This is a genomic window from Streptomyces sp. NBC_00057 (assembly GCF_045041165.1).
Lineage (GTDB): Bacteria > Actinomycetota > Actinomycetes > Streptomycetales > Streptomycetaceae > Streptomyces.
In genome coordinates this window covers 5,265,660-5,278,950 of the sequence record NZ_CP108256.1, presented here as the reverse complement: position 1 = coordinate 5,278,950, position 13,291 = coordinate 5,265,660, and the positions used below count along the sequence as shown (strand labels likewise).

The window sequence follows — 13,291 nt, the reverse complement described above, 5'->3', positions numbered from 1 at the left end:
CCAGCGTGGCCCGGTGGTGCGGGATCCGCACCCGTACGGGGTGGGGCCGGTCAGACGCCCGCGTAGGAGTGCTTGCCGGTGACGAAGATGTTCACGCCGTAGTAGTTGAAGAGCCAGCAGCCGAAGGCGATCAGTGCCAGGTAGGCGGCCTTGCGGCCCTTCCAGCCTGCGGTGGCGCGGGCGTGCAGGTAGCAGGCGTACGCGACCCAGGTGATGAAGGACCAGACCTCCTTGGGGTCCCAGCCCCAGTAGCGGCCCCACGCGTCGCCCGCCCAGATGGCGCCCGCGATGATCGTGAACGTCCACAGCGGGAAGACCGCGGCGTTGATGCGGTACGAGAACTTGTCGAGCGTCGAGGCGGCAGGCAGCCGGGAGAGCACGGACTGGGCGAACGAACCGGGCTGCCCGCCATGGGCGAGCTTGTTCTCGTAGCTGTCGCGGAAGAGGTAGAGCAGGGTGCCGACCGCGCCGATGTAGAAGACGGCGCCGCAGAGGATGGCGGTGGAGACGTGGATCCACAGCCAGTACGAGTGCAGTGCGGGCACCAACTGGTCGCTGTCGGTGTAGAGCCACGTGGTCGCGATACCGAGGTCCAGCAGGACGGTGGTGACCAGGAGCAGCCCCATCCAGCGGACGTTCTTCTTCAGCGCGAGGAGGGTCAGGTACGCGCCGACCGCCACCGTGGAGAAGGTGATGGAGAACTCGTACATGTTGCCCCAGGGGGCACGCTGCACGGACAGTGCACGGGCGAGGACACCCGCGGCCTGCACGAGAAAGGCGAGCACGGTCATGGAGATCGCCATGCGTCCGTACAGGTCGCCCTTGAACGTGCCGCCGCCCGCGCCGGGCCCGTCCGGAACGTCGCGGGTACCGGCCGCGGAGCGAGTGATGATCTTCGGGCGGTCGAGTACGGCGGTGCCGCCGCCCTTCTGCGCGACCTGTACCTTCACCGTGGCGCCGCCGGCCGCGCCCTCGGCACCGGTCAGCGCGGCGGCGGTGCGGCCGACCTTGCTGCGGCTGCCGAAGACCCATTCCGCGATGTGCGCGAAGAAGGCCAGGGTGTAGACGGCCATCGACGAATAGATCAGCACATTGCTGGTGTGCGCCAGGTTCTCGTTGGTTGCGGCGGCGAGATTCACTTCTCAGCCCCTTCGGCAGGTTCTACGGAGGATTCTTCGACGGAGCCGGCATCGGATCCGGGGTCGGTGTCAGGACCGGGCGCTGTGGGCGCCACGGCGTTGAGCGTGACCGCGAGATCGGCCAGCTCCTCAGGAAGCTTCGCGGACTCGCTGCGGCCGAGACCCGCCATTTCGACGACGGTGACGCCGTCCGCTCCGCGTACGGCCCTCACCCAGACCCGGCGCCGCTGGATGAACAGCGAACCCACGAGTCCGACGATCGCGGCGATGGCTCCGGTGAGCGCCCAGCCGCTGGCGGGCTGCTCCGAGATCTGGAAGCTGGCCCACTCCTCGACGCCCTCGAAGGTGACCGAGCCGGCACCGTCGGGCAGCTGCATCGTGTCGCCGACCGCCAGCCGCTGCTTGAGCTGCTTGCCCTCGTCGTCCTTGAACTCCTTCATCTTGGAGGAGTCCAGCTGGTACACGTTCTGCGGCAGTCCCGAGTCGACGCCGAGGCTGCCGTAGAAACCGTTGAGGGCGAGTACGGGCATGTCGGCGGCCGGGAACTGGGAGAACATCGTGCCCTTGCCAGCACCCGCGAAGGTCGGCACGAAGAACGCCTGGAAGCCCAGCTGGGTCTTCTTGCCGTTCTTGTCGCGGTAGCCGTCCATCACCTTGATCGCACCAGTCGAGGTGACGTTGTTGTCGATGGGCAGCAGCGGCACGGCGTTCCGGTAGACCTCCTTGCCCCTGCCGTCCTTGACGGAGACGACCGGCGCGTAGCCGTGCGCGTTCAGATAGACCTTGGTGCCGTCGACGACCAGCGGCTCGTTGACCTTGATGACGGTCTTCTGCGGCTTGCCGTAGGCGCCCTTCGTGTACGTCACATGGGCCTCGTAGGTCCGGGGCGTACCGATCTGGGGGCCGCTGCGCTCGTACGTACCGATGAACTCGTCGAGGTTGAAGCTGAACGGGGCGAGCGAGTCGGCGTCGAACAACGAGCCGGACTTGAAGTCGTCGTACTGGGTCTGCGTGTTGGAGAAGCCGTCGCCCTCGACGATCAGCTTGCCGCCCTCGGACTTGAAGAGCTGCCCGAAGGCGAACGCCACCAGCATCACGATCAGGGCAATGTGGAAGATCAGGTTCCCGGCCTCGCGCAGATAGCCCTTCTCGGCGGCGACCGCGTCCCCCGCGATGTGCGCGCGGTAACGGCGCTTGCGCATCATCGCGAGTGCGGCCTCGCGGACCTGCTCGGGCTCGGCCTCGGTGCGCCAGGTGGTGTACGCGGGCAGCCGGGTCAGGCGCCTCGGGGCACCCGGCGGGCGGCTGCGCAGCTGGCCGACGAACTGGCTGGTGCGCGGGACGATGCAGCCGATGAGCGAGATGAACAGCAGGATGTAGATCGCGGAGAACCACACCGAGCTGTAGACGTCGAAGAACTGGAGCTTCTCGTAGATCGGCGTGACGGTGGTGTGGGCCTCCTTGAAGGCCTGCACCTTCAGTTCGTCCACGCTGTTCTGCGGGATCAGCGAGCCGGGGATGGCGCCGAGCGACAGCATGAAGAGCAGGATCAGCGCGACCCGCATCGAGGTGAGCTGCCGCCAGAACCAGCGGGCCCAGCCGATGACGCCCATGGCCGGCAGGTTGGCCGCGGTCTCCTCGCGCGGGGCGGTGGAGAGCTGGGAGCCGGCCGCACCGAGTTCGCGGGCGTTCTCCCGGTCCTGCTCGTCCCGGACCTCCCGCTCGTCCCGGTGCTCACGCTCCGGGGCCGGGTTGGACTTGGTATTGCTCATGGAACTCAGATCCCCACCGTGAAGCCGTCGGACCAGCCCTGCAATTCCTGCATCATGCTGTCCCACACACCGGTCAGCAGGAGCAGCCCGGTCGCGATCATCATGACGCCGCCGATCCGCATGACCCATGCGTAGTGGCGCTTGACCCAGCCGAAGGCGCCGAGCGCCTTGCGGAAGGCGACCGCCGCGAGCACGAAGGGCAGGCCGAGCCCGAGGCAGTACGCGACGGTCAGTATCGCCCCGCGTACGGCGGTGCCCTGCTCCAGCGCGAGGAAGGTCACCGAGCTGAGCGTCGGGCCGAGGCACGGAGTCCAGCCGATCCCGAAGAGCGCGCCGAGCAGCGGTGCGCCCACCAGCCCGGTCACCGGCCTCTTGTGGATACGGAATTCGCGCTGTGTCATCCACGGCATCAGGCCCATGTAGAAGATCCCCATCAGGATCATCAGCACACCGAGGACCTTGGAGAGCGTGGTGCTGTACTCCCGGAGGGTCTGGCCGAAGAAGCCGAAGAGCGCGCCGCCGGAGACGAACACGGCGGTGAAGCCGAGCACGAAGAGCGAGGCACCCGCGACCATGCGCCCCCGCCTGGCCTGCGCCAGGTCGGTGCCGCTGACGCCGGTGACGTAGGAGAGATAGCCGGGCACGAGCGGCAGGACGCACGGCGAGAAGAACGAGACGAGTCCAGCGAGTACGGCGATGGGCAGGGCGACGACCAGCGCCCCGTCCACGACGGTCGGGTTCACCGCGGCAAGGGTGAGCACGGAATCACTTCTCCGCGATCAGTGGGTCGATCATCTTGTGCAGCTGGGTGTCGTCGAGCGCGGCCAGGGAGCGGGCGGCGATCTTCCCGTCCCGGTCCAGGACCACGGTCGACGGAATGGCCTGCGGGTTCAGCGTGCCCTTGGGGAAGCGGAGCATGAGCTTGCCGGTCGGGTCGAAGATGCTCGGGTAGGGGACCCCGTAGTCCTTTTCGAAGCTGATCGCGGGGCCCTTCTGGGCATCGCGGGTGTTGATCCCGACGAACTGGACGCCCTTGTCCTTCGTCTCCTTCGCCACCCTCGCGAAGTACTGGGCCTCCAGACGGCAGGGGCCGCACCACGAGCCCCACACGTTCAGCACGACGACCTTGCCCTTGTAGTCGGCGACGTCCAACTGCTTGCCGTCGAGGGTCTCACCGTCGAGCTTCGGGGCGGCCTCGCGGTCGGCCTTGGCCACGGTGGAGATTCCGCCACTACCCGTGACGAAGTGGGTGTTGCCACCGCCGCCGGCCTTGTTGCCGTCCCCGCTGCACGCGGTCAGCGTCAGTGCGAGTGCGACGACCGCTGCAGGAGCGGCGAGCAGGGTGAAGCGGCGTCGGGGCGCGCGGCCATAGCTCATGTGAAAAGTTTCGCATGGCGGTTTCGGTGATCTCGGGCACCCCCCTCGGTGCCCGTAAAGCCCGTTGTCAGGCCTGCTTAAAGAAGGCGTTCCAGCCTCCTTCGGGCGACTGACCGACCTCCAGCGTACGGAGCTTGTCGAGCACGTCCGGGTTCTGGACGTCGAGCCAGTCGACGAACTGCTTGAAGGAGACGAGCCTCACATCCGGCTTCCCCGCGATCTTCTTGATCATTGCCTCGACCGCGTCCATATATATGCCGCCGTTCCACTCCTCGAAGTGGTTTCCGATGTAGAAGGGCGCGCGATTGGTCGTGTACGCACGGTTGAAACCGCCGAGATACGACTGGGTGGCCTGCTCGCGCCAGCCCGGATAACGCGAGGGCATGCCCTTGGTCGAATTCTGCGACTGGTTGGCGAGGATGTTGTAGTCCATCGAAAGGACTTCGAAGGTGTGCCCCGGGAACGGCATGCCCTGCAACGGCAGGTCCCAGACGCCCTGGCGCTTGCGGGGCCACACCTGGGTGCCGCCGGGCGAGCTGGCGTCGTAGCGCCAGCCGAGCCTGCTCGCCGTGGGCAGCAGATTGTCCTGGCCGAGCAGGCAGGGAGTGCGTCCGCCGACCAGTTCCTTGCGGTAGTCGAAAGGCAGCGGATCGAGGTCACTCCAGCCGGTGTTGGTGCGCCATTCGGTGACGAAGGAGACCGCCTGATCGATTTCGCTCTGCCACTGGGAGGCCGACCAGTTCGCAACCGATCCGGAACCGCCACAGAAATGCCCGTTGAAGTGGGTGCCTATCTCATGCCCGTCGAACCAGGCCTGACGGACGCACTTCAGTGTCTCCTTGATGTGGTCATCGGTGAGATAACCGATGTCGGAAGCACCGATCGGGTTGTTGGGCGGCCGGTACATGGACTTCTTCGACTCGGGCAGCAGATAGAGGCCGGAGAGGAAGAAGGTCATCGACGCTTCATGATCCTTGGCGAGTTCCAGAAAGCGTGGGAAGAGCCCGTTGCCGACCTCGCCCGCCCCGTCCCAGGAAAAGATCACGAACTGCGGTGGCGTCTGCCCGGGTTCGAGCGGAACCGGCGCGGAAGGCTGGTGCGGCTGCTTCCCGGTGTCCGCGGTGGAACCGTCCCCTATCTCGCGAACGTCCTTCTTCGCAGGTCCGGTCCCCCGGGTGTGCCCGTCGGCGCCCTTCTCCCCCGTGGTCCCCGCATCAGCGCCCGAGCGGACCGTATCGGAGGAACCGCACCCCGTCAGACCGATGGCGGCCGCGGCCCCGAGCCCGGCTCCGAGCAAACCCCTTCGGCTGATGTCGCGCATGAGTTCCCCATCTGCGGTCGATTTACCTCAAGTCCATACAAACTGACAAAGGCTTAGATGAGGGAAGCGGCACAGGGGTTCCGCGGATCAGCGGATTTTTCTTTGCGCGACCAGACCTCGGCCTCGGCCGCGCGCATGGCCGAGCAAGCTGGACGCCGCGGGAGCAGGGCTCAACCGCCGGCGGAGTGATCAATCGCTGAAGGGGAATCGGTCCCCGGCTTCGGGGCGCCGGTCCCGAGGCGGCAGCAGAATCGCCGGACGGGCCGAAAGATCAGGCCCGTCCGGCGATTGAGGACAGAACGGCAACCGGACGACCGGGAAGACCGGCGGGCCGGGGCACGGCGCACCCCCGCCGGCCCCGGGCCGGCTACGCGCCGAACGCCTTCGACTTCCCCTTCACCGGCTTCGCGCCGGCCCGCAGATGCGCCGGCACCAGATCCCGCGCCGGCTCCGTGTACCCGACCGACACGATCTTGTCGCCCTGGTACGTGAAGCTGGTCAGCGACGCGAGCGTGCACTGCCGCTTGCGCGGGTCGTGCCACAGCCGCCGCCGCTCCACGAAGCTGCGCACGATCCAGATCGGCAGCTGATGGCTGACGCACACCGCCTCGTGCCCGCGCGCCGCGTCACGCGCGGCGTCCAGGGCGCCCATCATCCGTACGACCTGCTCGATGTACGGCTCGCCCCACGACGGCCGGAACGGATTCGTCAGGTGCTTCCAGTTGTCCGGCTTGCGCAGCGCCCCGTCGCCGACCCCGAAGGTCTTGCCCTCGAAGACGTTGGCCGCCTCGATGAGCCGCTCGTCGGTGGCCAGGTCGAGGCTGTGCGTCTTGGCGATCGGTGCGGCCGTCTCCTGGGCGCGCTCCAGCGGGGAGGCGACGACATGGGTGATGTCACGGCCTTCCAGGTGCTCGGCGACCCGGTCGGCCATCTGCCGGCCGAGCTCGGAGAGGTGGTAGCCGGGGCGACGCCCGTAGAGCACGCCCTCCGGGTTGTGCACCTCGCCGTGCCGCATCAGATGGACGACGGTGATGTCCTTGCGGCTTCCGTTCTCGCTCATGCGGTGGCCTCCGATGCGGCACGGGCGGCGGCGGGCAGCGCGGCGGCGATGCGCTCGACGGCCTGCGTGTCGTGGGCGGTGGAGACGAACCAGGACTCGAAGGCGGACGGCGGCAGGTAGACGCCCTGCGACAGCAATGAGTGGAAGAAGGCGGTGAAGCGGAAAGCTTCCTGCTGCTTCGCGTCCTCGTAGTTCCGCACCGGCCGGTCGGTGAAGAAGACGGAGAACATGTTGCTCGCCGCCTGCACAGTGTGTGCCACACCTTCCTTGGCGAGCGCCTCGCCGACCAGGCCGCGGATCTCCGCGGAGACCGCGTCCACCTTCGCGTACGCGGCGTCGTCGAGCAGCCGCAGCTGGGCGAGACCGGCGGCGGTGGCGACCGGGTTACCGGAGAGGGTGCCCGCCTGGTAGACGGGACCGGCCGGGGCCAGGTGCGCCATCACGTCCGCACGCCCGCCGAAGGCCGCGGCCGGGAAGCCGCCGCCCATGACCTTGCCGAAGGTCATCAGGTCGGGCCGCACCCCGTCGACGCCGAACCAGCCGGCCTTCGAGGTACGGAAACCGGTCATGACCTCGTCGGAGATGTAGAGCGCACCGCCCGCGGCGCAGATCTCCTTGAGCCCGGCGTTGAAGCCGTCCAGCGGCGGTACGACGCCCATGTTGCCCGGCGACGCCTCGGTGATCACACAGGCGATCTCGCCGGGCTGCGCGGCGAACGCCTCCCGCACGGCGTCCAGGTCGTTGTACGGCAGCACGATCGTGTCGCCGGCCTGCGCACCGGTGACCCCGGGGGTGTCCGGAAGGCCGAAGGTCGCGACCCCGGACCCGGCGGCGGCGAGCAGTGCGTCGACGTGGCCGTGGTAGCAGCCGGCGAACTTCACCACCTTGGCCCGGCCGGTGAACCCGCGGGCGAGACGGATCGCGGACATGGTCGCCTCGGTGCCGGACGACACCAGCCGCACCTGCTCCACGGGCTCGACCCGGGCAACGATCTCCTCGGCGAGCGCGACCTCGCCCTCACCGGGCGTACCGAACGAGGTGCCGCGGGCGACAGCCTCCTGGACTGCGGCGATGACCTCGGGGTGGGAGTGGCCGAGGATCATCGGCCCCCACGAACAAACGAGGTCGACATACTCACGGCCGTCGGCGTCGGTGAGGTACGGACCGGTACCGGACACCATGAAGCGGGGCGTACCGCCCACGGCCCGGAAGGCACGGACGGGAGAGTTCACGCCGCCGGGCGTCACGAGGGACGCGCGGTCGAAAAGCGTCTGCGAAACTGGGGCGTCATAGGGAAAGCTCACACAAGCCATGGTGTCAGAGCCACGGACGGTCTTGCGGACAGGTGTTTCACCGCACGCCCGTGGGGGAGGTCACTGACACGATGATCGGGTTGCGCGGCGGGGGCTGTGTCTCCTAAGTAGTAGTCGGGTGGATGAGATATGCATCGCGGTGGCGGAGTGGGCGAAGGGACCGACGACCTGGGGCCCGAGCCTGCCCGGCGGGGTCGGCACCGGCGTGAGGCGGAACGCAAGCAGGGCATACAGGCCGGTGGTGCGCAGGGTGTCGGATCCGGAAGCAGGAGTGGTGGCCGGGTGGGGGTGACCTACAAGTATTTCGGTGCCCCCGACGGGGCGACCGCGGCACGCGTGCCCATTTCGATGCGCCCCGAGGAGCTCGGCGGCGACGAACTGGGCATGGGCGGCATGTTCACCAAGATCAAGCCGGAGACGGTGGCGGCGATGATCCTCACCGGCATCCAGGGCATACCCCTGCACAAGGTCCCACCGCTGGAACTGGTCGTACTGCACCCCGACTACGCGGTGGTCAGGCTCCCGATGACGGTCGTCGACCCGCTGCGCGGCGTCGGCGAGGAGTCGGTGGGTGCCGCAGCCTTCATCTGGTCCACGGTCCCGGACCGCGGCGGCCCGCGCGACGCGTTCAACGTCTACCAACTGCTGCACGAGTGGCAGGATTTCAGCCATCGTCTGCATGACGCGGGGCATCAGGCGTACTGCCTGGTCTGGCCCTGACCTGGGGTTTCTTGTTGTGTGGGCGGGGCTTTCGGGTCCCGCCCCCGTCATGTGCGGGGAGGGGCCGTCAGGCGGCCAGGGCACATTGAGGGCACATGGGTTTCGGCGAGGGCACCGATGTACCCCGGGCTTCTCCGGTGTCCGCCTCCGCTTCCGTGAAGGCGGAGGCGATCGCCTTGCGGGTACGGGTCTCGCTGGACGGCAGCGGGTGCGTGTACGTACGCAGCGTGAAGCCGGGGTCCGAGTGGCCGAGGTACTCGGAGAGCTCCTTGATGCTCTCCCCCGCGTCCAGGAGCACAGAGGCGTACGCGTGCCGGAGAGTCCCTGAGACTGATCGTCTCCTCACCCGGCATCCGCCGGTCTGACCGGCCCCGTTCCCGCGCCGCTGTCCGCGCGATCAAGGAGATGGCCTGATCAGGTCTGCTCGAAGTGGCTGGGCCTGTCGTCACAGCTCATCAGGCGCCCGAGTTGAGCGGCTTCGGCTCGGGGCATGAGGGTCCATGTGCCATCGGTACGGCGCAGAGCGGCCGAGTGCCAGGGGGTGGTCCAGGCGTCGGGGGCGTCGAGGAGTTGGATGCCGAACTTGGGGGCGCCGATGGGCTGGGGATGGATGGAGAGGCGTACGGCATGGGGGTGGTGCTCGGCGATCAGGTCGCCCCAGGCGCGGCTGCGCTGGATGACACCGTAGGCACGCTTTCGGCACTCGCGTTGCAGGGCGGAGCGGGTGCCGGAGTGGTCGGCGGTGTCCTCGACGAGGAAGCGGGTGATGCCTCGGTAGAGGGCGAGGGTCTGGTCCTCTGCACGGACTTCGGTACGCAGGGCGTCCAGGGTGGGTGCGTAGTGCTCGTGGACAAAGGCACGTTTCGTGTCGTGCGGGAGATCGCCGAGTACGTCACGCAGATCGAAGACGGACAATCTGTGCAGGCCCAGTTGGCCTATGAGTACGCGTAGTTCGTCAGCGTAGGAGTCGATGTGCTCGTCCGGGACGTGGATGAGGTCGCCGAAGACGTGGCCGTCGGAGCAGATGATCATGCGGGCGCCGGGTGGGTAGATCCGCTCGATCTCCGTGCAGAGGGTGTTCAGGAAGGTGAGGGAGAGGTGTTCTCCCCGGTCGGGTAGGTGGCCGAGGACCTTGGCCGGGTTGGGTGACTTACAGGGGAAGCCGGGCAGGGTGAACACGACCGGGGCGCCGACGCGCACGAATTCTGAGATGTGGCGCAGCTGGTGGGGGAACGCCTCCACAAGGGTGGCAGGGGCGCGGTCGGTCGTGCGGTGGTACGGCAGAAGCAGGTGCAGGATCGCGGCGCTGATGCTCGTGGGAAGGGTTTCCGGCGCGGTCGTCGGCGGCATGGCGTTCCTCCAGAAGGGCATGACGGCATGGCGCCTTGGCGGGCAGCCAAGACGCTGTCGGGCAGGTGGGGTTGGTCAGCCGAGGCCGGGTCGGGCGGGGAGCAGGGACCCGGTCACCCGGGAACTGGTGTCAGCGGCGTCGGTCGTAGCCGACGGGCAGGTGGTTGGTGCCGCGGCCGAGGACGGCCGGGATCCACTCGATGTCCTCGTCCCGGATGGCGAGGTGGAGACCGGGGAGCCGGATGAGCAGGGCGCTCAGGGCGATCTGGAGTTCGGCGCGGGCGAGGGCGGCGCCGGGGCAGAAGTGGATGCCGTGGCCGAAGGCGAGGTGGGGGTTGGGGCTGCGGTCGAGGTCGAGGGTGTCGGGGTCGGGGAAGCGGCGCGGGTCGCGGTTGGCGGCGCACAGGGAGACGATCACCGAGTCGCCGGCCGGGACCTCGGTGCCGTGCAGATCGCTGTCCTTGTCGAAGAAACGCCAGGTGGTCAGCTCGAAGGCGCTGTCGTAGCGGAGGAGTTCCTCGACCGCGCGGGGCAGGAGGTCCGGATCCTCGCGCAGGCGGGCCAGTTCGGCCGGGTTGCGGAAGAGGGCGATCAGGGCCGTGGTGATCTGGTTGGTGACCGGCTCCTGGCCGGCGACCAGGAGTTGGAAGATCACCGAGTCCAGCTCCTCCTGGGACAGTTCGCGCCGGTCACGAGCCACGACGAGGCGGCTGAGCAGGTCGTCTTCCCAGTGCTCGCGCTTGTGAGCGACGACGTCGGCTATGTAGCTCTGCAGGCCGTGCAGCCGGGCCTCGTACAGCGGCCGTCCGGGATCAGTGGGGCCGACCGGCTGGACGACCTTGCCCCAGTCCCGGTCGAAGCGGGCCGCCAGCTCCTGCGGGAGGCCGATGACCTCGGCCAGGACCTGGAAGGGGAAGTGAGCGGCGAAGCCGGTGACGAGGTCGGCGGGGCCGGTCTCGGGCAGAGCGTCGATCAGCGCATCCGCCAGTTCCTGGAACCGGGGCCGCAGGCTCTCGATCCGACGTGGCGTGAAGGCGTCGGTGACGAAGCTCCGCATCCGGGTGTGCTTCGGCGGGTCCTGGTGGAGGAGGTGGACCTGGAGCTGGGAGTGCTGGGGCTCGGGCATGATCGAGGCGCGGGCGCGCCAGCGGTCGTTCCCGCGGTCGTGGTTCTTGCCGAGGCGGTCGTCGTTGAGTGCGGCGTGGGCGGCGTCGTAGCCGGTGACGAGCCAGGCTTGTACACCGCTGGGGAAGAGGACGCGGTGGACCGGGCCGGCCTCGCGCATCCGCTCGTACAGGGGGTAGGGGTCGGCCTTGTAGGGGCAGCCCATCAGCGGCACGGGCTCGCTCAGTGCCCCGGTGGCCGTCTCGGGTTCCTGGATGGTCATGAACGAGGCTCCTCAGAGGGCGAGTTCGGGCTGGTAGTGGTCGATCCACAGGGCGAGGTCGACGACACGTTCGAGGCGCAGCCGGTGGCCCCAGTCCAATTGGCCGGGCGGGCTGTCCAGGCAGGGCTTGATGAGGGTCTCGTCGGCCAGGGCGCGGACCTGGTCGTTGGCAAGAGCGTCGCGGGCCATGCCCTGCAGGCCGCGGTTGTAGTCGGGGTGGTGGGTGGCCGGGTAGTGGTTCTTGGGCCGGTACAGCACCGATTCGGGCGCCAGCCCGGCGCCCGTGGCGCGCAGCAGGCTCTTCTCCCGGCCGTCGAAGCTCTTCAGCGCCCAGGGCGTGGTGAAGGCGTACTCGACGAGGCGGTGGTCGCAGTACGGGACGCGGACCTCCAGGCCCTGGGCCATGCTCAACCGGTCCTTGCGGTGCAGGAGTTGGCGCAGCCATCGGGTCAGGGACAGGTGCTGCACCTCGCGCTGCCGGTACTCGGTCGCGGTCTCACCGTCCAGGTGCGGTACGGCGGCCAGGGCGCTGCGGTAGATGTCGTCGCGGAACTCGCCGATACGAAGGTCGAGTTCCGGGTTGAGCGGCATGGCGGCCTCGTCGCCGGTGACCAGCAGCCACGGGAAGGTCTGAGCGGCGAGAGCCTTGGGGTTGTGGAACCAGGGGTAGCCGCCGAACACCTCGTCCGCCGCCTCGCCGGACAGGGCGACGGTCGAGTGCCGCCGTATCTCCCCGAACAGCAGGTACAGCGAGGTGTCCATGTCGCCGACGCCGATCGGCGAGTCGCGGGCCACGACGACCGCCTTGCGGTGCTCGAGGTCGAGCAGGGCGCGCGGGTCGAGTACGACAGTGCTGTGGTCGGTGCCGATGAAGGCGCCGGCCTCGGCGGCGAACGGGGTGTCGTGGCCGGTGCGCAGGACGTCGCCGGTGAACTGTTCGGCTTGGTCGCTGTAGTCGACGGCGTAGGAGCGGATACGGGCGTCCGGGCCCTCGCGCAGCCGGAGTTCATCGGCGAGCAGGGCGGTCAGGACGGTGGAGTCGAGGCCGCCGGAGAGCAGGCTGCACAGCGGGACATCGGCTTCCAGTTGGCTGCGCGCCGCCGTACCGACCAGCTGACGGATGCGCTCGACGGTCGCGTCCTGGTCGTCGTCGTGGGCGCCGGCCTCCAGCTGCCAGTAACGGCGTTCACGGATGCCGTCCCGGTCCAGGACGAGCATCCCGCCGGGCTCCACCTCCCGCACGCCGGACCACACCGTCGGCCCGGTGTTGAACAGCAGGCTGTACGCCTCTCGCAGCCCATCGGCGTCCACCCGGGGCCGTATCTCGGGGTGGGCGAACAACGCCTTCGGTTCGGAGGCGAAGGCGAGACCTCCGTCGACGGCCGCCCAGAACAGCGGCTTCACACCGAGCCGGTCGCGCACCAGCACCAGCCGCTGGGCGCGCTCGTCCCAGACGGCGAAGGCGAACATGCCTTCCAGATGGTCGGCGACGTTCTCGCCCCATTGGGCGTATGCGCGCAGCACGACCTCGGTGTCGCTGCGGGTGTGGAAGTGGTGTCCGCGGGAGCGGAGTTCGGCCCTCAGTGCATGGTGGTTGTAGACCTCGCCGCTGTAGCTGAGCACAGCCGTGGGCTCGTCGGACCGGTCGGTCATCGGCTGCCTGCCGCCTTCGATGTCGATGACGGCGAGGCGGCGATGGCCGATCGCGGCCCGCTCACCGAGCCAGACGCCTCCGGCGTCCGGGCCTCGTGGGGTGAGGGTGGCGGTCATGGCCTCGATGACGGGGGCCTGGGTGCGGGCGTCGTGGTGGTAGGACGCCCAGCCGGTGATTCCGCACATGGGGAGGTCTCCT

The 13,291-nt window shown here is 68.6% G+C and carries 11 protein-coding genes and 1 pseudogene; 1 reads left to right on the top strand and 11 read right to left on the bottom strand.

The window, feature by feature from the left end; all coding sequences use genetic code 11:
- Nucleotides 1-50: 50 nt before the first annotated feature.
- The 7 genes from ccsB to hemL all read right to left on the bottom strand — a co-directional run bounded on the left by ccsB (nucleotide 51) and on the right by hemL (nucleotide 7,982).
- Entirely contained in the window at nucleotides 51-1,139 is a 1,089-nt protein-coding gene (gene ccsB / locus OG953_RS24840; RefSeq protein ID WP_405686974.1) for a c-type cytochrome biogenesis protein CcsB, read from the bottom strand.
- Complete coding sequence (locus OG953_RS24835) at nucleotides 1,136-2,911, bottom strand: cytochrome c biogenesis protein ResB (RefSeq protein WP_405686973.1); 1,776 nt, start codon at nucleotides 2,909-2,911, stop codon at nucleotides 1,136-1,138. Before OG953_RS24835 ends, ccsB begins: the two co-directional genes overlap by 4 nt.
- A gap of 5 nt (nucleotides 2,912-2,916) precedes the next feature.
- Complete coding sequence (locus OG953_RS24830) at nucleotides 2,917-3,672, bottom strand: cytochrome c biogenesis CcdA family protein (RefSeq protein ID WP_405686971.1); 756 nt, start codon at nucleotides 3,670-3,672, stop codon at nucleotides 2,917-2,919.
- Between the two features lie 4 nt (nucleotides 3,673-3,676).
- On the bottom strand, nucleotides 3,677-4,288 hold the full coding sequence (locus tag OG953_RS24825; RefSeq protein WP_405686969.1) for a TlpA family protein disulfide reductase: 612 nt from the start codon (nucleotides 4,286-4,288) through the stop codon (nucleotides 3,677-3,679).
- 67 nt (nucleotides 4,289-4,355) lie between these two features.
- On the bottom strand, nucleotides 4,356-5,609 hold the full coding sequence (locus tag OG953_RS24820) for a hypothetical protein (protein ID WP_405686967.1): 1,254 nt from the start codon (nucleotides 5,607-5,609) through the stop codon (nucleotides 4,356-4,358).
- 367 nt (nucleotides 5,610-5,976) lie between these two features.
- Complete coding sequence (locus tag OG953_RS24815; RefSeq protein ID WP_405686966.1) at nucleotides 5,977-6,669, bottom strand: histidine phosphatase family protein; 693 nt, start codon at nucleotides 6,667-6,669, stop codon at nucleotides 5,977-5,979.
- Nucleotides 6,666-7,982: a glutamate-1-semialdehyde 2,1-aminomutase gene (gene hemL / locus OG953_RS24810; protein WP_398633530.1), complete on the bottom strand. Its 1,317-nt coding sequence runs from the start codon at nucleotides 7,980-7,982 to the stop codon at nucleotides 6,666-6,668. Before hemL ends, OG953_RS24815 begins: the two co-directional genes overlap by 4 nt.
- Before the next feature lie 129 nt (nucleotides 7,983-8,111).
- On the opposite strand from hemL, the gene OG953_RS24805 reads away from it, so the two are divergent.
- Nucleotides 8,112-8,702, top strand: a complete 591-nt coding sequence (locus OG953_RS24805; protein ID WP_405686964.1) for a hypothetical protein — start codon at nucleotides 8,112-8,114, stop codon at nucleotides 8,700-8,702.
- Between the two features lie 67 nt (nucleotides 8,703-8,769).
- On the opposite strand, the pseudogene OG953_RS24800 reads toward OG953_RS24805, so the two are convergent.
- From OG953_RS24800 to asnB, 4 genes and pseudogenes are all read right to left on the bottom strand, one after another.
- Nucleotides 8,770-9,021, bottom strand: a pseudogene (locus OG953_RS24800) (site-specific integrase); the annotation flags it as partial.
- Between the two features lie 95 nt (nucleotides 9,022-9,116).
- Nucleotides 9,117-10,052, bottom strand: a complete 936-nt coding sequence (locus OG953_RS24795; protein ID WP_405692037.1) for an L-tyrosine/L-tryptophan isonitrile synthase family protein — start codon at nucleotides 10,050-10,052, stop codon at nucleotides 9,117-9,119.
- 130 nt (nucleotides 10,053-10,182) lie between these two features.
- Nucleotides 10,183-11,439: a cytochrome P450 gene (locus tag OG953_RS24790; protein WP_405686963.1), complete on the bottom strand. Its 1,257-nt coding sequence runs from the start codon at nucleotides 11,437-11,439 to the stop codon at nucleotides 10,183-10,185.
- 12 nt (nucleotides 11,440-11,451) lie between these two features.
- Nucleotides 11,452-13,278 carry an asparagine synthase (glutamine-hydrolyzing) gene (gene asnB, locus OG953_RS24785; RefSeq protein WP_405686961.1) on the bottom strand — a complete coding sequence of 609 codons (1,827 nt, stop codon included), beginning with the start codon at nucleotides 13,276-13,278 and terminating at the stop codon, nucleotides 11,452-11,454.
- Nucleotides 13,279-13,291 lie beyond the last annotated feature (13 nt).

Excerpts from the sequence above, each read along its gene's own strand:
- hemL (WP_398633530.1), bottom strand. The coding sequence starts at position 7,982 with ATGGCTTGTGTGAGCTTTCCCTATGACGCCCCAGTTTCGCAGACGCTT.
- OG953_RS24835 (WP_405686973.1), bottom strand. The coding sequence starts at position 2,911 with ATGAGCAATACCAAGTCCAACCCGGCCCCGGAGCGTGAGCACCGGGAC.
- OG953_RS24795 (WP_405692037.1), bottom strand. The coding sequence starts at position 10,052 with ATGCCGCCGACGACCGCGCCGGAAACCCTTCCCACGAGCATCAGCGCC.
- asnB (WP_405686961.1), bottom strand. The coding sequence starts at position 13,278 with ATGTGCGGAATCACCGGCTGGGCGTCCTACCACCACGACGCCCGCACC.
- OG953_RS24805 (WP_405686964.1), top strand. The coding sequence starts at position 8,112 with ATGCATCGCGGTGGCGGAGTGGGCGAAGGGACCGACGACCTGGGGCCC.
- OG953_RS24825 (WP_405686969.1), bottom strand. The coding sequence starts at position 4,288 with ATGAGCTATGGCCGCGCGCCCCGACGCCGCTTCACCCTGCTCGCCGCT.
- OG953_RS24790 (WP_405686963.1), bottom strand. The coding sequence starts at position 11,439 with ATGACCATCCAGGAACCCGAGACGGCCACCGGGGCACTGAGCGAGCCC.
- OG953_RS24815 (WP_405686966.1), bottom strand. The coding sequence starts at position 6,669 with ATGAGCGAGAACGGAAGCCGCAAGGACATCACCGTCGTCCATCTGATG.
- OG953_RS24820 (WP_405686967.1), bottom strand. The coding sequence starts at position 5,609 with ATGCGCGACATCAGCCGAAGGGGTTTGCTCGGAGCCGGGCTCGGGGCC.